The 18,662-nt window shown below is 66.0% G+C and carries 15 protein-coding genes; 10 read left to right on the forward strand and 5 right to left on the reverse strand.

Annotation, left to right across the window (positions count from 1 at the left end; genetic code table 11):
- Window positions 1-119 precede the first annotated feature (119 nt).
- From FAZ69_RS11990 to FAZ69_RS12005, 4 genes are all read left to right on the forward strand, one after another.
- Complete coding sequence (locus FAZ69_RS11990) at window positions 120-4,460, forward strand: ATP-binding protein (protein ID WP_136894583.1); 4,341 nt, start codon at window positions 120-122, stop codon at window positions 4,458-4,460.
- A 133-nt stretch (window positions 4,461-4,593) separates the two neighbouring features.
- Window positions 4,594-4,986, forward strand: coding sequence for a surface-adhesin E family protein (locus FAZ69_RS11995; RefSeq protein ID WP_136894585.1), 393 nt, complete (start codon window positions 4,594-4,596; stop codon window positions 4,984-4,986).
- 261 nt (window positions 4,987-5,247) lie between these two features.
- Window positions 5,248-5,682, forward strand: a complete 435-nt coding sequence (locus FAZ69_RS12000) for a CHRD domain-containing protein (RefSeq protein ID WP_136894587.1) — start codon at window positions 5,248-5,250, stop codon at window positions 5,680-5,682.
- Window positions 5,683-5,838: 156 nt separating this feature from the next.
- Window positions 5,839-6,801 carry an alpha/beta hydrolase gene (locus FAZ69_RS12005; protein ID WP_136894589.1) on the forward strand — a complete coding sequence of 321 codons (963 nt, stop codon included), beginning with the start codon at window positions 5,839-5,841 and terminating at the stop codon, window positions 6,799-6,801.
- Here the strand turns inward: FAZ69_RS12005 and FAZ69_RS12010 are convergent.
- Entirely contained in the window at window positions 6,771-7,616 is an 846-nt protein-coding gene (locus FAZ69_RS12010) for an EcsC family protein (RefSeq protein WP_136894591.1), read from the reverse strand. The two genes, FAZ69_RS12005 and FAZ69_RS12010, sit on opposite strands and share 31 nt — an antisense overlap.
- A 132-nt stretch (window positions 7,617-7,748) precedes the next feature.
- Here FAZ69_RS12010 and FAZ69_RS12015 point away from each other — a divergent pair, with 132 nt between their 5' ends.
- Both FAZ69_RS12015 and FAZ69_RS12020 read left to right on the forward strand, forming a co-directional pair.
- Window positions 7,749-9,344 (forward strand): MDR family MFS transporter, encoded by a 1,596-nt coding sequence (locus FAZ69_RS12015; RefSeq protein ID WP_136894593.1) that lies wholly within the window; start codon window positions 7,749-7,751, stop codon window positions 9,342-9,344.
- Window positions 9,345-9,394: 50 nt separating this feature from the next.
- Window positions 9,395-9,853 (forward strand): MarR family winged helix-turn-helix transcriptional regulator, encoded by a 459-nt coding sequence (locus tag FAZ69_RS12020; protein ID WP_136894595.1) that lies wholly within the window; start codon window positions 9,395-9,397, stop codon window positions 9,851-9,853.
- 20 nt (window positions 9,854-9,873) lie between these two features.
- Here the strand turns inward: FAZ69_RS12020 and FAZ69_RS12025 are convergent, their stop codons facing one another.
- A complete protein-coding gene (locus FAZ69_RS12025) occupies window positions 9,874-11,151 on the reverse strand; it encodes an amino acid deaminase (RefSeq protein WP_136894972.1) in 1,278 nt (425 codons plus the stop codon).
- A 120-nt stretch (window positions 11,152-11,271) separates the two neighbouring features.
- Here FAZ69_RS12025 and FAZ69_RS12030 point away from each other — a divergent pair, with 120 nt between their 5' ends.
- The 4 genes from FAZ69_RS12030 to FAZ69_RS12045 all read left to right on the forward strand — a co-directional run bounded on the left by FAZ69_RS12030 (window position 11,272) and on the right by FAZ69_RS12045 (window position 15,158).
- On the forward strand, window positions 11,272-12,168 hold the full coding sequence (locus FAZ69_RS12030) for a MurR/RpiR family transcriptional regulator (protein WP_136894597.1): 897 nt from the start codon (window positions 11,272-11,274) through the stop codon (window positions 12,166-12,168).
- Between the two features lie 3 nt (window positions 12,169-12,171).
- Window positions 12,172-13,653: an N-acyl-D-amino-acid deacylase family protein gene (locus tag FAZ69_RS12035; RefSeq protein WP_136894599.1), complete on the forward strand. Its 1,482-nt coding sequence runs from the start codon at window positions 12,172-12,174 to the stop codon at window positions 13,651-13,653.
- 101 nt (window positions 13,654-13,754) lie between these two features.
- A complete protein-coding gene (locus FAZ69_RS12040) occupies window positions 13,755-14,147 on the forward strand; it encodes a RidA family protein (protein ID WP_136894601.1) in 393 nt (130 codons plus the stop codon).
- 120 nt (window positions 14,148-14,267) lie between these two features.
- Window positions 14,268-15,158 (forward strand): LAPAL motif-containing putative phage structural protein, encoded by an 891-nt coding sequence (locus FAZ69_RS12045; protein WP_169708612.1) that lies wholly within the window; start codon window positions 14,268-14,270, stop codon window positions 15,156-15,158.
- A gap of 47 nt (window positions 15,159-15,205) precedes the next feature.
- Here FAZ69_RS12045 and queF read toward each other — a convergent pair whose 3' ends face one another.
- Genes queF through ilvA form a run of 3 tightly spaced genes read right to left on the reverse strand, consistent with a single transcriptional unit; the run spans window position 15,206 to window position 18,492 of the window.
- Complete coding sequence (gene queF / locus FAZ69_RS12050; RefSeq protein WP_136894603.1) at window positions 15,206-16,033, reverse strand: NADPH-dependent 7-cyano-7-deazaguanine reductase QueF; 828 nt, start codon at window positions 16,031-16,033, stop codon at window positions 15,206-15,208.
- Complete coding sequence (locus tag FAZ69_RS12055) at window positions 16,030-16,935, reverse strand: 5'-nucleotidase (protein ID WP_136894605.1); 906 nt, start codon at window positions 16,933-16,935, stop codon at window positions 16,030-16,032. The genes queF and FAZ69_RS12055 overlap by 4 nt, the downstream gene beginning before the upstream one ends.
- Before the next feature lie 18 nt (window positions 16,936-16,953).
- Window positions 16,954-18,492: a threonine ammonia-lyase, biosynthetic gene (gene ilvA / locus FAZ69_RS12060; RefSeq protein ID WP_439654766.1), complete on the reverse strand. Its 1,539-nt coding sequence runs from the start codon at window positions 18,490-18,492 to the stop codon at window positions 16,954-16,956.
- Window positions 18,493-18,662 lie beyond the last annotated feature (170 nt).

Below are 18,662 nucleotides of genomic sequence, written 5' to 3' on the forward strand. Positions count from 1 at the left end.
ATGGCCGGATCAATACTGTGACGTTCTTCATCGATCGACTCATCGCGGGCCGGCGACTCTACCTTCTTTGTACGTTCGCTCTTGCGCCTTGGCTTTCGGGACTCGGTGGATCCGACGCCATGGCGGCCGACCGGCCAGTGTCACCCGCGCCGGTCAGCGCAGCCGTTGCACAGCATCCGGTCACCGAAAAGCTGACGCTCGGCATGCTCGCCGGCGGATGGGCGCCATTCGACCAGTTGGTGAACGGCAAGCCCGCAGGACTGAGCATCGACTATCTTCGCCTGACACTGTCGGGCCAAGTCTCGCTGGAAGTGAAGACTTTCCCAGACATGCCGGCGGTGCTGAAGGCGGCGTGCGACGGCACGGTCGACATCGTGCCGAGCGTGGCGCGCACGCCGGAGCGTGAGCAGTGCCTTACCTTCACCGCGCCGTATTTCCACGGCGCGACGGCTGTCGTGACGCGCGCAAGCGAGAGCGCGGTATTTGATGCGACGCGCTTGCGCTCGGCGCGAATCGCGGTGGAACAGGGGTTTTCGCTCGAACGGCAACTGAGCGAGCGCTATCCGCGCGCGCAGCGGGTGGTGCGGCAGGACACCTTTGCCGCGCTGCAAGCAGTCGCGGATGGCGACGCCGACGCCTACTTCGGCTTTGCGCCGGCGATTCGGCAGCAGCTTGCCGCCGGCCGCTTCAACACGCTGCACGTCGCCTTCGAAGAAACGAGCCGGATGGACGACCTGCGCTTTGCGATGTCGCGCGACAACAAGGCGTTGCGCAACCGGATCGATGCCGCGCTTGCCCGTCTGCGCCCGGTCGACGAGGGCGCGATCCGCGCACGCTGGATCGGCGCGACGATCGACGCTCGCGACGGCGACCCCGGAGAGGGCCTGGAGCTCAGCGAGCGCGAGCGAGCCTATTTGCGAGCGCTGCCCGTGATCACGATCGGTTTCGACGCGTCCTGGGCGCCGTTCAGCTACGTCGACCAGGCCGGGCGCCCGAGCGGCATCGCTTCCGACTATCTCGACTATCTGAGCCGTACGCTCGGCGTGTCGTTTCGGCGCTCGCCGGATGCCGGCTGGGCTGCCGCGCTCGAGTCGTTCCAGCGTGGCAGCGTCGCGCTGCTCGCGACCGCGACCGCCGGCGATCCACGCCTGCCCGGCGCGCAAATCACCGATGCGTACGAAAGCTACCCGATCGTGATCGCCGCACGCCGTGATGAACCTCCGGCCCAGAGCCTTGCCGATTTCGCGCATCGCCGCATCGTCGTGACCGGGCATCTGGCCGATCCGGCGCGGTTCTCGCGCGCCGTGCCGCAAGCGGCCGTGATCGTGGCGCCCACCGTCGAAGCCGCGCTGCGCAAGGTCGCCGAAGGCGAGGCCGATGCGTTCGTCGACAACGTCGCCACCATCGACGCCGCGATCCAGGACCAGTACGCGGGTGTCCTGAAGATCGTCGGCGCGGTCGGCGAGACCGACCCGATCGCTTTTGCGCTCGGCCCGGACCTCAAGCCGCTGGCGGGGCTGATCGGCCGCGCGCTGCGCGCCATGCCCCAGGCCGAGAAGCTGCGCATCCGCCAGAAGTGGCAGGGCGGCGCCGCGCAGGAGCACGCTGCCAGGATCACATCGCTGCGGCTGTTGCCGCTTTTGATCGGCGTCGCCGTCGCGCTGTTCGTGACGCTGCGCGCGTATGTGCTGCTGCAACGCGAGGTGCGCCGGCGCGAGGACACCGAACGGCAGCTCGAATCGCAATTGAATTTCCAGCAGACGATGATGGAGATGGTGCCGTATCCGCTCGTCGCGAAGGATCACGAGAACCGCTATATCGCCGTCAACCGCGCGTTCGAGCTGACGCTCGGCGTACGGCGCGAAGACGTGCTCGGCCGCACCGGCGCCGAAGCGCGTGCCTGGGGGCGTCAGCATAGCGAAACGCTCGATCGCCTCACGGCCGAGACTTTGCGCATGGGCGCGCTGCGCAGCATCGAGCTCGATTTCACGAATCGTGCAGGCGATTTGCGGCACGGCCTGTTCTGGGTCGGCGCGTGCGCCGGCATCGACGGCGGCGGGCCCGGCGTCATCTGCACGATGGTCGACATCACTGAGATACGCCGCGCGGAGCGCCGTGCGCGCGAAACCGAGCGGCGCCTGTTCGACGTCACCCGCTCGCTGCCCGCCGTCGTGTTTCAGTTGCGGCGCGACCCAAACGGCGTGTACTCGCTGCCCTACGTCGGCGGCGACACGCTGCACCTGCTGGGTAACGACGACACCGCGCTGTTCGAGGACGGCGCGTTCACGCTCATTTCCGAGGAAGACCGCGCGCAGGTGCGGGATGAGCTCGAGCGCTCCGCGGTGACGGGCGAGCCGATTCTCGTCGAATTCCGCCGCCGCGGCGAGGGGGCGGCGCGCTGGGTGCGAGCCGAGCTCGTGCCGCGCCGAGAGGCGAACGGCAGCGTCGTGTGGAGCGGCTATTGGGCCGATGCGAGCGTCGAGCGCGCCCGCACGGACGAGCTGGCGCACGCGCGCGACCTTGCCCAGGCCGCGTCGAAGGCGAAGGACGACTTCCTCGCGATGATGAGCCATGAGATCCGCACGCCGATGAACGGCGTGCTGGGGCTCGTCGAAGTGCTCGAAACGACGCAGCTCGATGTCGACCAGCAGCAGATGCTCGGCATGATCCACGACTCGGCGGGCGCGCTGCTGCAGATTCTCGACGACCTGCTCGACTATTCGAAGATCGAGGCCGGCGCGCTCACGATCGCGGCCGAGCCGATCGACATGCGCGAGCTCGTCGACGGCGCCGTCGGCCTGCTCGCCGGGCGCGCGCACGAGAAGGGCCTGCGCATGCGCGTCGACGTCGAGCCGGAAGTCGCGGCGACGCTGCGCGGCGACAGCGTGCGGCTGCGACAGATCCTCTTCAACCTGCTCAGCAACGCGATCAAGTTCACGCTGACGGGCGAGGTGTCGGTGCACGTGGCCGTCGTCACGCAGACGGAGGAGGGGCAGAGCATCGACATGTCGGTGGAGGACACCGGCATCGGCATCGCCCCGGAAGTGCAGGCGCGCCTGTTCGCCCCCTTCGTGCAGGCGGAGTCGTCGACGACCCGGCGCTTCGGCGGCACCGGTCTCGGCCTCGCGATCTGCCGCCGGCTCATCGACTTGATGGGCGGCACGCTCTCGCTGAACAGCACGCCCGGCGCCGGGACCAAGATGAGGATGCGCCTCGTGATGCCGGTCGAGCAGCAAAACTATGCGGCGGGGCGTCTGCGCGGCAAGCGGGGGATCGTCGCCATCGACGATTTCCGCGTGGCGCGCGCGCTCGTGCACTTCGGGCAGGCGCTCGGCATGGACTTGCGCCGCATCTCGCCGGGCAGCGCGGATCTCGACGACCCGGCCAAGACGGCCGACGTCGACCTGATCTTCGTGCGCGACGACTTCGATGTGCAAAGGCTCGGACGCAGCAAGCCGCGCATCATCCACGTGACGGAGAAGAAAAAGCCGACGGGCTACCGCGTGCTCGAGAACGACATCCGCGTGAGCGTCAACCCGATCTCGTGGCACGGGTTGAGCGCCGCTTGCGTGGCTGCGCTCTCCGACACCGCGCAGCCGGCGGCGAAGGGGAGTCCTCTCGACGATCGCAACGCGCCGCCCGATCGCGACAGCGCCATCGCGAACGGCCGTCTCGTGCTGGTGGCCGAGGACCATCCCGTGAACCAGGAGCTGATCCGGCATCAGCTCGAGCTGCTCGGTTTTGCCTGCGACGTGGTGGAAGATGGAGCCGAGGCGCTGTCGGCGCTCGAGCACCGCCATTACGGCTTCCTGATCACCGATTGCCATATGCCGAACGTCTCGGGCTACGAACTGGCCAAGCAGGTGCGTGCACGGGAGAGCCGGCTCTGCGACGGCATCCGCTTGCCGATCCTGGGCGTCACGGCGAGCACGGCTCCGGAGGAGCTGCGCCTGTGCCGCGAAGCCGGCATGGACGACTGCCTCGTCAAGCCGACGCGCCTCGCCACGCTGCGCGATCACCTGGACCGCTGGTTCGGCCCGGATGCCGATCGCCACGGCGGCGCGGCGGAAGCCCAGGCGTCCTTGGTACCGCAAACACCCGCGGACGGCGCCGGCGCGTTCGGCCCGGACGACCTCGCCTACATGCGGCAGTTGTGGGGCAACGAATCGACGGTCAAGGCGCTGCTGGACTCCTTCGTCGCATCGTTGCGCGATGACTTGCGCAAGCTGCCGGCGCTGTTCGAAAGCGGCGATCTGGCGAAGCTGCGGCATTGGCACCATCGTGTGGCGGGCGCCACGAGCGTGCTGCGCTACCAGCCGCTGCTCGACGTGCTCGATGTGTATCGCCGCGACATGGCGGCGCAATCGCGCGACGAGCTTTGCGCGGCAGGCTACCGTCTCATCGAGACCTGCTCGGTGATCCTGGATCGCATCGAGGAGCAGGCGTCGCGTCTTGCCTAATTAGCGGCGGGGCCGCAGCGCACGCTTGTAGCCGCGGAATCTCACGCGGACGGCCTCTGCTACACTCGGATGCATAAGGCATAAAAAAGAACACATCGACTTGGCTGGGCGTTTTCGACTACAGGAACTAGAAATGAAATTGCTCCGTCGATTGTTGATGGTTTTGCCGGCGCTCGCGGCGATAGGCTATGCGCAGGCCACCAAATGGACCAACCTGTCGAGCGCGAGCGATCTTGTCTACGCGATCGATACCGACAGCATCGCGAAAAATCCTCAGGGCTACATCGAATATCTGGCGAAAACGGTCTGGACGACGCCGTCGCCGCTGCCCGGCTCGACAGCGCCGGTGGCGGTGTCGGTCACGCGCTATCAGATCGATTGCGGCAACAAGCAGTGGCGCGCGCTCGATACGCACTATCAGGCGGCGGACGGCTCGTCCGCGGGCATATATTCTCCAGCGCCTGCCGATTGGGCGGCGATCTCGCCCGGAACCGTCGTCGATTCGATGTTTCAGAAAGTCTGCTGACGCAGCCGCGTCAAACATTGGAGACTGCCTTCCATGAAGGAGTCGTTTCTCGCACGAACAAGTGTAGTCAAACGGAGTGAACGGATTGAGCCCGAAATGGGCAATTGTCCGTTCGACGAGGTGAGTCAATTCCGCCATTTGCACTAGGATGGAGTTTCGCCGGGCGACGTTCGCCGGGCGACGTTCGCCGGGCGACGCTCGCCGCTCCCCGCGCGATGCTTTCCTGGGTTGCACCGGCAGCTTCTACGTTCTGGAGAGAACATGATTTCAATTCGTAAGCTGAATGTGGCCGTGCTGTTGTGGGCAGTCGCGATCGGCGCGGCCTATGCCGATACGGTCGCGCTCAAGGCGGATCTCGAGCCGTCGAGCGAAGTGCCGCCGAAGACGAGCCACGGCCATGGCGCGCTCAATGCGACGTTCGATACGTCGACCAAGACGCTGAAGTGGAACATCACGTACGAAGGGCTTTCGGGGCCGGCTGCCGCTGCGCATTTCCACGGGCCGGCGCCGGTCGGCCAGAACGCGGGCATCCAGGTGCCGATCGCGAAGGATGCGCTGTCGAGCCCTATCGGCGGCTCCGCGACGCTCACCGACTCGCAGGTCAACGACCTGATGAGCGGGAAGTGGTACTTCAACATCCATACCGCGCAGAATCCGAGCGGCGAGATTCGCGGGCAGGTCCTGCCGGCGAACTGAGCGGAATCGAGCCGAGCGTGGCGTGCCTTCGCGGCAGTGCGGAGACAAGCGGCGCTTGCAGCCGACGCCTGAAGCCGATTTGGGTGCGCGCGCCCATAGCCGCGCTGGCAATTGCCCTTACCATGAAGCATCAAACGAATAAGAGAGGGCGTCGTAATGAGTTGGCAGAGCGCATTGGCATGCTGGTTTTTGCGCCGTCAGTTCCGGCCGCACACGCTGAATCCGGATATCAGCGTCAAAGAAGCCCGCGAGAACGCAGATAAACGGCTGTGGACGCCGAAGCCGCCGCGCGGCTGGCGGCTTGTCGAGCGCTACCGGGCGAGCGACGCGCCGTTGCGCGGCGAATGGCTCGAGCCGGCGGCCGGCGTCATGGGTTCGACGCCGATGCGCACCGTCTTCTACGTCCACGGCGGCGGCTATTACTTCTGCTCCCCGCAGACTCACCGTTCCCTGACGTTCGCGCTGGCCGCGCGCTGCGGGGCGTGCATGTTTTCGCTCGATTATCGTCTTGCGCCCGAAGATCCGTTTCCGGCCGCGCTCGATGACGCGCTGGCGGCGTACCGCCAGCTTCTCGCCAACGGCACGCCGCCCGATTCGATCGTGATGGCCGGCGATTCCGCAGGTGGTGGCCTTGCGCTCGCCGCGCTGATCGCGCTGCGCGACGCGGGCGATCCCTTGCCGGCCGGCGCGCTGCTGTTCTCGCCGTGGACCGATCTCGCCGCGACAGGCGTCACGCTCGTCACCAACGACGGCCGCGACCCTATGTTCCACGGCGTGGCAATCGGCCGGGCGGCGAAGCTCTACCTCGCCGATACGCCGGCGACCCATCCGTACGCGTCGCCGCTCTACGCCGACTACTCGGGATTGCCGCCGCTGTTCATGCAGGCGGGCAGCACGGAGGTGCTGCTCGACGACACGCTGCGCGTGGCCGAAAAGGCGCGCGAGGCCGGCGTATCCGTCGAGCTCGAGGTCTGGCCGGACATGCCTCACGTCTGGCAGCTCTATGCGCCGTTCGTGCCGGAGGCGAGGAAGGCGCTCGACCGCGCGGCCGCTTTCGCGCGCCGCGTCGCGAGCGAGCGTGCCGCCGCTTACGCTTCGAGCGACACGTCGATGGTTTGATATGCGGCCTGCACGGCCTTCTGGCCGTAGCGGCGCTCGAGCCTGCGCACCGTGAAATGGCCGTGTGCCATCTGCTGGAAATGGTCGATGAAGACCGTGTTGACCAGCGCGCCGAGCACGGCCCCGATCGCTGGAATCGATTTTGCCGCGACCTGCTCGCTGACCTGCACCGAGAAACGCGCGGCGATCGCGTTCACTAGCCGCACGAGCGCCGTCGAGCCGTGCGACGCGAAGCCCTTGGACGCGATCTCCGAGCTCGCTTTCGACACCTGCTGCGCGAGCGCGCCGCGCACGATGAAGTAGCCGAACTCGGGGTCCTCTCCGGCGCTGCCCGGCAACGGCCGCCGGCCCATGCCGAGGACGGCGAGGCACTGCAGCTGGGCGTCGATCGCGGACAGGTCCTCGCCTTCGCTGCGAGCGATATCGCAGATCGAGCGGAACATCAGCGTCGTCGTGACCGGCAGCTCGACGGGCAGCGACAGAAAGCCGAACGCGCCGCCCGCGGCGCCCGTGGTCGCAACCGCGAGCTTATGCAGCAGGTTGCTGGGTTTGTCGGGGGCGGCGCCGGCCGCATCGCCCTTGCCGAGCGTGCGCAGCGCGATCTGCAAGCATTTGCGCAGCGCGAGCTGGGTCGCATCGGCGATCTTCTCGTTGGCGACGGCGGGCAGCTTCGAAATGAGCTTTTCGACCGGCGAACCGACGACGCCGGCCAGCTTCATCGTCAGCGACGGGCTCTCCAGCCGTGTCTTGGCGTGGCGCAGTGCTTTCAGGTCGTCGGCGGACAGGGCGGTGGTGGCGAGCGGCATCGGCTCCATGGGCTTCCTTTGATCTGACGTAACAACGAGGGGCGAAACGCAGCCTTGCGGCGCCTCTCCGTCGGACAAGGGATTATGCGCCGTGCTATGATTTTGCATCGTTTGACTCGTCAACTGTTGCGCTAGCAAAAAATGGCCGTTCATACCGCAGCCCACCATTCGAGCGGGCAGGTGCTTCCGTTCCGGGAATCGCTGCTCGCGATGCTCGGCATTTCTTTCGTGACGATGCTCGTCGCGCTCGATCAAACCGTCGTCGGCACGGCATTGCCGACCATCGTCGCCGAACTCAAGGGATTCGAGCTGTATGCCTGGGTCGCGACGTCGTACCTGCTCACTTCCGTGATCACCGTGCCGATCTTCGGGCGGCTCGGCGACTACTACGGGCGCAAGCCGTTCGTGATCGCGTCGATCGTGGTGTTCACGGGCGCGTCGGTGCTGTGCGGGATGGCCAACGACATGCTGTTCCTCGTGTTGGCGCGCGGCCTGCAGGGGATCGGCGGCGGGATGCTCGTCGGCACCGCCTTCGCCTGCATTCCCGATCTCTTTCCCGATTCCGTCGTGCGCTTGCGCTGGCAGGTGATGATGAGCTCGGCGTTCGGCATCGCCAATGCGGTCGGGCCGTCGCTCGGCGGCTTTCTCACCCAGTATTACGGCTGGCGCTCGGTTTTCTACGTCAACCTGCCGGTTGGCCTGCTGTCGCTCTACTTCGTCTGGCGCTACCTGCCGCATCTGCGCCATATCGAGCACCGCGGCAAGATGCGGCTCGACTGGCCCGGCGCGCTCCTGATCGCCGTGGCGCTCGGCTGCCTGCAGCTCTTCGTCGAGCTGCTGCCGAAGCACGGCGTCACCCCGGCTGCGGCGGCGCTGCTGGTGGCGAGCGCGGTGTCGGGCTGGGCGCTGTGGAAATGGGAGCAGCGCTTCGAGCAGGCGATCCTGCCCGTCGACATGTTCCGCAACCGTGCGCTTGCCGCGCTCTTCACGCTCGCCGTGCTCGGCGGCGTCTCGATGTTTTCGCTGCTGTTCTACGCGCCGCTCCTGTTCCAGGGCGGGTTCGGCCTGTCGCCGAAGGACGCGGGCCTCGTCATCACGCCGCTCGTCGTGTTCATCACGATCGGCAGCATTGTGAACGGGCGCATCGTCACGCGCATCCGCAATCCGAACGCGATGCTGTACGTCGGTTTCGCGCTGCTCGCGCTGTCGTGCCTGGGCGCCGTGATCGCGACGCGCAGCATGCCGCGCCCGCTTTTGATGACGTTCATGGTGCTGGGCGGCGTCGGGCTCGGCTTCGTGATGCCGAACCTCACCGTGTTCGCGCAGCAGACGGCGGGCCGCGAGCATCTCGGCATCGCGACGGCGCTGCTGCAGTCGCTGCGCATGATCGGCGGGATGATCGGCACGGCGCTGACCGGCACGCTCGTCACGCACATGTACAAGAGCGGCGTGCGCGATGCGCTCTCGGCAGATGGCGCCGGGCATTGGTTCGAGCAGATGAGCGACCCGCAGATCCTCATCAATCGCGATGCGCAAAGCACGCTGATCGGCCAGCTCGCGCATGCAGGGCATAATGGCGCCGCGCTGCTCGAGGCGGCGCGCGAGGCGCTCGTCGGGGCGATCCACGTCGGGCTTGCACTGGCGGCGGTCGTGGCCGCGGTGGCGGTCTGGCAATCGCGGCGTGTGCCGCACGTGAAGATCAAGCGCGCGATCGAGCCGGTCGTCCACGCCGACTGACGCCCTCGCCGTTCACCAACACGCTTTCGTTTCTAGATTCGGGTTACAGCATGGAAGAGCAGGATCGCGTCGCCATTGTTCAGCAGTTCGGCCGGACTTACCGGGTCTTCATGTCCGCGTTCGAGGCGCACGTCGGGCATCCGTTGCCGCGCTGGCGCATCCTGCGCGAGCTGCACGACCAGGCAGGGGAGTCGTCGCAGAAGCGGCTCGTCGAACGCCTGCGCGTCGATCCGGGCGCGCTCACGCGGCAATTGAAGGCGCTCGAGGCGCTGGGCTGGATCGAGCGCAACACCGATGCGCGCGACAACCGCATCACCAACGTGAAGCTCACCGCCGACGGCCTTGCCGCCATCGAGTCGAGCCTGCCGCGGCGCAATGCGTTCCTGCACGACACGATGTCGGCGCTGCCGGACGACGTGCTGTCCGCGCTCGGCAGCGCGCTGAGGATGCTCGAGGTACGCATCGGCGAAGTGGGCGCACCGATGCCGGAGGAAATCGTCGAGCGCTGAATGCGCCTTCGGTTTCAGAATCAGAAGAACGTTTCGATCACTTCAGTCACGCGATACTCGGGATCGACGACCAGCACCTGGCGCCACTTGTCGAACGTGAGGCACGGATGCGAGATGTCGAACGCGATCATGTCGCCGACCTTGAGATCGGCCCCCGGCGGGATCCGCAGGTAGGCGTGCTGATCCATCATCCCGAACACTTCCCATCCCTCGTCCGCGCCGATGTTGCGCGGCTTGTCCGTGCCGGGGCGATAGTGGCGCGCCGGTTCCGGCAGGCCCGCATCGAACGCCGAATCGCGCTTGCCCATGCCGATGATCGCCCGGTCCGGCTCGGGAATCGACTGCACGTACGCCCATAGCTGCAGCGCCGGCAGGAGCCCTTCGCCCATTTTCCTGGCGATCGGGTTGCGCGCGAAGATGTCCGTTTGCGCTTTCTTGTAGATGCCGACGTCGTGCGTCAGGTAGCAGCCTGGGCGCAGCACGACTTCGATCTGGCCGGCGGCCTGCGCCTGCGCGAACTCCTCCGCGACCACGTCGTACCAGGCCGAGCCCGCGCCCGACAGGATCGCCGGCGTGCGCGCGAAGCGGCCGGCGCTCGCGAGCTCGCGCGTCGTCGCCACCGCGTCGCGCAGGAACTCGCGCACTTCCTGTTCTTCCTTCAGCACGCCTTCGTAGAGTTCGATGCCCGCCAGCTTCAGCGCAGCCGGATGGCGCGCGATCGCATCGAGCACCGCCTGGCGCTGTGCTGCGTCGCGCACGCCGGTGCGCCCACCGGGCACGCCGAGCTCGATCAGCACTTGCAGCGTCTTGCCGACCGAGCCGAAAAATTCGCCGAGTTGCTCGACGCCTTCAGCCGAATCGACAAGACAGAAGAACTCGAACTCCGGATCGGTGAGCAACTCGGCGATCATCGCCATGTTGTGCTTGCCGACCAGCTGGTTCGCCATCAGCACGCGCTGCACGCCGCCGAGATAGGCCGCCCGCACCTGATGCGCGGTGGCGAGCGTGATGCCCCAGGCGCCGGTGTCGAGCTGGCGGCGAAAGAGCTGCGGCGCCATCGTCGTCTTGCCGTGCGGCGCGAGCTTGACGCCGTACTCGGCGACGAACGCCTGCATCCATTTGAGGTTGTGCTCGATCCGGTCCGCGTACAGCACGGCCGCGGGCAGGCTGACATCCTCGTTCAGCAGATTCCACTCGAGGCGCGCTGCTTCGTCGAGTTGCACGCTTGCGCTAGGCAACATGCCGAGGCCCTTGCCATAGGGATCGATCGTCGCAGTCTGATAGTTTGTAACTTTCAGCATCTACTGCCTCATCGTTCGGTTAAATGGTATTGAAAGTTGACTTTGCCATGGTACAGAAAGTACGATCGGTCCGGAAATGTTATTTAGTACCAGGCGCCATGGGAGTAGTGCGAACGGATGAACTCGGCTAGCGAACCGCTCACTTTCGATATCGTCGCACGCATCGCCGAATGCGCGCCCGAGCTGCGCTCGGCGGAGCGCAAGGTGGCGGCGCGTATTCTCGACGACCTGACCGGCGCATCGCGCGCGAGCATCGGCGAACTCGCGAAGGACGCCGGCGTCAGCGTCGCGACCGTCACGCGCTTTGCGAAAACCGTGGGATGCAGCGACGTGCGCGAGCTGAAGCTGCGGCTCGCGCAAGCCGCGGCGGTCGGGCAGCGTTTCTTGAAGTCCACCTCTGCAGGCTCCGGCGACACCCCCGAGCCGCTCGCCACCCGCGTGTTCGACGACGTGCAGACCGCGCTCGCGCACAATCACCAGCTATTGCGCCAGGCCCCGATCACGGAGGCCGCCGCTGCGCTCTCCGCCGCCAAGATGATCCACGTGTTCGGCATGGGCGGCGGCTCGACGGCGCTCGCCGACGAAATGCGCTTCCGCCTCGTGCGCCTCGGCCGTCCGGCGGCGACCTATCAGGACGGCCTGCTGCAGCGAATGGTGGCCAGCACGCTGTCGAGCGAGTGCGTCGTGATCGCCTTGTCGACGACGGGACGCGTGCCCGAGATGGTCGAGAACTGCCGCATTGCGCAGCGCTACGGCGCGACGCTCGTCGCGATCACTGCGCCTGCGTCGCCGCTCGCGAAGCTCGCCGACTGGCTGATCCCGATCGTCGCGTTCGAAACAGACTTCATCTACAAGCCGTCGTCGTCGCGCTACGCGATGATGATGGCGCTCGACGTCCTCGTCACCGAGCTCGCGCTCGCGCAGGGCGACGAGAGCCGCGAACTGCTGCGCCGCATGAAGCACGCGCTCGACGCGCATCGCGGCGGCGGCGAACGCCAACCGCTAGGAGACTGACTCATGCACTCGCATCCGGAAGCTGCCGATACGCTGATCGTTGGCGCGCAACTCTACGACGGCACGGGCGCGCCGCCTGTCGAGCGCGACGTCGCGCTGCGCGGCGGCAAGATCGCGGCGATCGGCAACCTGTCGAACTGGCTCGCCGAGGAGGTCGTCGAGGCGAACGGGCATGCGCTTGCACCCGGTTTCATCGACGTCCACACGCACGACGACACCCACGTGATCCGCGCGCCGCAGATGCTGCCGAAGATCTCGCAAGGCGTGACGACGGTTATCGTCGGCAACTGCGGGATCAGCGCGTCGCCGGTTACGTTGAAGGGCGATCCGCCCGATCCGATGAACCTGCTCGGTGAGCGCGACGCGTTCCGCTATCCGACCTTCGCCGCCTATGTCGACGCGGTGAACGCGGCGCGGCCGGCCGTCAACGTCGCGGCGCTGATCGGGCACACGGCGCTGCGCAACAACCAGATGGACCGGCTCGATAGGGCCGCGAGCGCGGCCGAGATCGAAGCGATGTGCGCGCAGCTCGAGGAAGCGCTCGCGCACGGCGCGCTCGGGCTCAGCTCGGGGCTCGCGTACGGCTCGGCCTTGGCCGCGCCGACGGAGGAAGTGATGGCGCTCGCCGAGCCGCTCGCGGCGGCGGGCGCGCTCTACACGACGCACATGCGCACCGAGTTCGACGCGATCCTCGACGCGATGGACGAGGCGTACCGCGTCGGCCGCCACGCGCGCGTGCCCGTGGTGATCTCGCACCTGAAGTGCGCGGGGCCGTCGAACTGGGGGCGCAGCACCGAAGTGCTCGCGTCGCTCGAAGGCGCGCGGCGCATGCAGCCGGTCGGCTGCGACTGCTATCCCTACAATCGCAGCTCGTCGACGCTCGATCTCAAGCAGGTGACGGGCGAGATCGATATCACGATCACGTGGTCGACGCCGCATCCCGAGATGGCGGGCAAGCTCGTGAAGGACATCGCAGCCGTTTGGGGCGTGACGCAGCGCGAGGCCGCCGAGCGCCTGCAGCCGGCGGGAGCGGTCTATCACAACATGTCGGAAGAGGACGTGCGGCGCATCCTGTCGCACCCGGCGACGATGGTCGGCTCCGACGGCCTGCCGAACGATCCGCTGCCGCATCCGCGCTTGTGGGGCGCGTTCCCGCGTGTGCTCGGCCACTACGCGCGCGACGCGCATTTGATCCTGCTCGAGGAGGCTGTGCGCAAGATGACGGGGCTGTCTGCGCGGCGCTTCGGGCTTGCGCAGCGCGGCGAGATCCACGTCGGCTACCACGCCGATCTCGTCCTGTTCGATCCGGCGCGCGTGCGCGATGCCGCCACCTTCGACAACCCGCAGCAGCCCGCGGACGGCATCGAGGCGGTCTGGGTGAACGGCGTGCTGTCGTACCGCGACGGGCAGCCGACAGGCGAGCGTGCCGGCCACTTCGTCGCGCGCGGCGCGCGGTCGTTGGGCGATGCGCACGGGGCGTTCTGATTCCGATCGGCGTCGATCGACGCCGCAGGCGAAACCAGTCAACAGTGAAGGTGCGGGCCGGCACGGCGCGCGCCGCAACCCACGAGAAGGAGTGAAAGGCGATGAAGCGTTATGGAGTTGGCGATGCCAAGGGTACCGGCGGTCAGGTGATGCCGTTTGCGCGGGCGGTTGAGGCGGATGGCTGGCTGTACGTGTCGGGCCAGACGCCGATGGTCAACGGCGAGGTGGTCGAGGGCGGCATCGTCACGCAATCGAAGCAGGCGATCGAGAACGTGATCGCGATCCTCGAGGAAGCGGGCTACGGCCCGGAGCATGTCGTGCGCTGCGGCGTGTGGCTCGACGATGCGCGCGATTTCGCGTCGTTCAACAAGGTGTTTTTGTCGTACTTCGGCGCGAATCCGCCGGCACGCGCGTGTGTGCAGTCGAGCATGGTGATCGACTGCAAGGTGGAAGTGGATTGCGTTGCGTACAAGGCGCCGGCGGGGAAGGCGTGACGCCGTTTGCAGTTTAAGATAACGAACTGACCTCCGACTTTGCCTTCGGCGGTCAGTTCGGTAAAAAAGATCGGTGCGTGATATGCGGCGGACGGGCCGGGGAAACCGCATAATGCTGATATGAACAATCACGAACACTTCAACGTCGTTTATGACGGCCCCGCTCTGGCCGAACACCGCATGGATGTTCGCGATCTGGCGCCTGCGCTTGTCGCGATCTCGGACCTGTTCGCAGCGGCGAACAAGGAGTTAAATGGCGACTCCGCGGACGTCCGAGTGGAAGTGAAAGAGAGCTTCAAGGCCGGATCGTTCCACCTCGATCTGATTTTTGTTCAGAACCTGCTCACGCAACTGCGCGACATGTTTGCCGGTGCGAACGCATCTGCAATTTCGAATGCCTATACGATCCTTGGAATGTTGGGGCTGATTGGAGGCGGCGGGCTTATTCACCTTGCGCGAAAGTTGCAAGGTCGACGTCCGCATCGTATCGAGCAGACGGGGGAGGTTTCCAAGGTTTGGATTACCGAAGCCGAAACGATCGAGATCGACGAGCGAGTCGTTCGGCTATGGCGCAATAAAACGATCCGAACGAGTCTTCATAAAACGCTCTCACCTCTGGAGCGTGACGGCATCATGAATTTCGGCATCCTTCGTAACGACAAAGTGGAGCTCGTTGTCGAGGCCGATGAACTGGCGTCGTTTGCCGTCTTCGACAATGATGGTGAGGTGGTCTCCGATTCGACGTCCCGAAAGGTTCTGTTGCTCGAGTCGGTCGTGTTCAAGGATGGCAATAAGTGGCGGGTTCACGATGGTCAGTACCCGTTCTTCGCCGCCCTTGACGACGAGGCGTTTCTTGCCAAAGTCGATGCTGGCGAACGATTCGGCAAGGGGGATGTGCTCATCGTCGAGCTTCGGCAGATTCAGACGATCGCCGACGGTACGCTGAAGACAGAGTACCGGATCAGCAAGGTCCGCGAGCATCGCGCGCCGCTACAGCACTCGCTGCTTTAGGCCATAACAACGGGCCCAGCTCGTGGACGAGACTGCTAGGTCTAACCCTATTGCCGTGCGAGCCGCGCGTTATCCGGCATCGGCAGGTTATAGCTGGTGCGGAACGGATTGATGTCGAGCCCGCCACGCCGCGTATAGCGCGCGTAGACCGCGAGCTTCACCGGCTGGCATTCGCGCATGATGTCGACGAAGATCCGCTCGACACATTGCTCGTGAAAGCCCGTATGGCTGCGATACGAAATGATGTAGCGCAAGAGCCCTGCATGGTCGATCTGCGGACCGACGTAGTGGACCTGCACGCTGCCCCAGTCGGGCTGCCCCGTCACCGGGCAGTTCGACTTCAGCAGGTTCGAAAACAGCGTCTCCTCCACCGGCGCTTCATTGAGCGCCGCCTTCAGCAACGAAGGATCGGGGTGATAGACATCGGCGTCGAGATCGAGCCTGTCGAGCGACAGCCCCTCGAACTCCTCGAGCTTCAACTTCGCGAACTCCGCCGACGGCGTCGCCAGACGCACCGACACGCTTGCCCCCGCCGCCGCCGACACATCGCGCTTGAGCATGTCGCGCAGCGCATCGAGCGACTCGACTTGCGTCTGCGCGAACGAGCCCAGATACAGCTTGAACGACTTCGACTCGACGATGTTCGGCGAATCGGCCGGGATATAGAACGTCGCGATCGCGATCTGCGGCTTGCCGCGCGGGTTCAGCCACGACAGCTCGTAGGCGTTCCAGATGTCGGTGCCGAAGAATGGCAATTGCGCGCCGATGCCGATTTCCTCGCGCGCCTTGCTGCGGGGGATCGGGAAGAGCAGCGTCGGGTCGTACTGCTCGCTGTACGTCGTGGTCTTGCCGAGAGGGGAGTGTTCGGGTGTCATGATGCGTTCACGATGCCGCTCACCACGTGGCCGGTCGCCGTGACGACGCGCGCCGACTCGCAATGGCGGATTTGATCGTCGAAGAAGAAGTCGGGCTCGAACTCGCGCAGGAACGCGCCTTTGTCGAGTCCGCCGAGGAACATCGCTTCGTCGATTTCGATGTTCCAGGCCATCAGGGTGCGGATCGCACGCTCGTGCGCCGGCGCCGAGCGCGCGGTGACCAAAGCCGTGCGGATGCGCGGCTTCACGCCGCCGTCCGCGAGCTTTTGAAGCTTGTGGAGCGCTTGGAGCAGCGGTTTCAAGGGACCGTCGGCGAGCGGCAGGTCCTTGTTGTCGAGCTCGTGGCTGACGAACGCGCGGATGCCCTGCGCCTGGAAGACGCGCTCGGCCTCGTCGGAGAACAGCACGGCGTCGCCGTCGAAGGCGATGCGGATCTCGTCGGGATAGGTGCTCGCCATGCGCGCCGATTCGGGCAACACGCGCGCCGCCGCAAAGCCTGATGCGAGCGCATCGCGCACGTCGTCCTGATTCGCGGACAAAAACAGCGACGCGTTCAGCGCCTGCAGATACCCGAACGGCGCGCGCCCGCGCGTGAACACGCCGCGCTCGATCGCGAGCCCATGCTCGGCGCACGAGCGGAATGCGCGCAGGCCGCTGATCGGATCACTGCGCGAGAGCAGCACGACTTCGACGCGGTGATGCGCTCCCGCATTGAGCGCGAGCAGCTTGCGGATCAGCGCGAATGCAACGCCTGGCTTGGCAGCGACGTTCAGGCGCGAGCGCTGCAGCGCTTCGTAGGCCTTCAGGTCGCCCTGCTCGAAGACTCGGTTCTCCTCCTCGAAGTCGAACAATGCCCGCGACGAGATCGCCACGACCAGCTTGTCATCGAGCGAGAAAGCCATGCGCGCGCTCCAGCCCGGTCAAGCGAGGAACAGCCGGTAGACCGGGTTCTTGCTCTCGTCCCAGTACGGATAGCCGAGCGTCGACAGGAACTGCTGGAACTCGGCGTCTTCCGCGGCCGGCACCTGGATGCCGACGAGAATCGAGCTGTAGTCCGCGCCCTGGTTGCGGTAGTGGAACAGGCTGATGTTCCAGTTCGGCGCCATCGACGACAGGAACTTCATCAGCGCGCCCGGCCGCTCCGGAAACTCGAAGCGGAACAGGCGCTCGTCGTGCGCGAGCGGCGAGTGGCCCCCGACCATGTAGCGGATGTGCTGTTTCGAGAGCTCGTCATGGGTCAGGTCGACGGTGGCGAAGCCGTGCGCCTCGAAGTTTTTCGCAATCACGTCGGACTCGCCGCGGCTCTTGATCTGCACGCCGACGAAGATATGCGCGGATTTTGCATCGGCGATCCGGTAGTTGAACTCGGTGACATTGCGAGCGCCGACGAGCTCGCAAAAGCGCTTGAAGCTGCCGCGCTCTTCGGGGATCGTCACGGCGAACACCGCTTCGCGCGCCTCGCCGACCTCGGCCCGTTCGGCGACGAAGCGCATGCGGTCGAAGTTCATGTTCGCGCCGGAGGTGACCGCGATCAGCGTTTCGTTCTCGATGCCGTCGCGCTCCGCGTATTGCTTCGCGCCTGCCACCGAGAGCGCGCCGGACGGCTCGAGGACGCTGCGCGTGTCGAGGAAGACGTCCTTGATCGCCGCACAGAGGGCATCGGTGTTGACCGTCAGCACTTCGTCGAGGTATTCGCGGCACAGGCGGAACGTCTCCTCGCCGACGAGCTTGACCGCGGTGCCGTCGGCGAAGAGGCCCACTTCGGCGAGCGTCACGCGTTCGCCGGCCTTGATCGACTGCGCCATCGCGCACGAATCCTCGGCTTGCACGCCGATGACCTTGATCTCCGGGCGCACCGATTTCACATAGGCGGCGACGCCCGCCGCCAGCCCGCCGCCGCCGATCGGCACGAAGATCGCGTGGATCGGGGCTTGGTGCTGGCTCAGGATCTCCATCGCGGCCGTGCCCTGGCCGGCGATCACGTACGGGTCGTCGAACGGGTGCACGAAGGTCAGGCCGCGCTCTTCCTGGAGCTTCACGGCGTGCGCGTAGGCGTCGCTATACGATTCGCCCGCCTGCACCACCTCGACGGTCGGGCCGCCGTGGGCGCGCACGGCATCGACCTTGACCTGGGGCGTCGTCACCGGCACCACGATCACCGCTTTCACGCCCATCTTCGCCGCCGAGTACGCCACGCCTTGCGCGTGGTTGCCCGCCGAGGCCGTAATCACGCCGCGCGCGAGCGCATCGGCCGGAATATGCGCCATCTTGTTGTAGGCGCCGCGCAGCTTGAACGAGAAGACGGGCTGATTGTCTTCGCGCTTCAGGTAGACACGGTTCTTCAACCGGGCGGACAGGTTGCGGGCGGGTTCGAGCTCGGTTTCGCGGGCGACGTCGTAGACGCGCGCCGTGAGGATTTTCTTCAGGTAATCGTGAGAAGCCATGGGATGACGCGCGATGCGCTCGGCAGTACGTAAAAAGGCAGGGAAAAGATGAATGATAGCGCTATCGGCTTCGATTCCTCCGATACGGGCCGATGAATTCGGGCCGGTACGGGCATTTTGCCAACCGTCCGTTCGGTAAATTTTCATGCGGAAACTTTGCCCGCCAACGCGCGTTTCGGTCGCGT

Origin of the sequence: Trinickia terrae (genome assembly GCF_005144415.1) — a bacterium.
Lineage (GTDB): Bacteria > Pseudomonadota > Gammaproteobacteria > Burkholderiales > Burkholderiaceae > Trinickia_A > Trinickia_A terrae.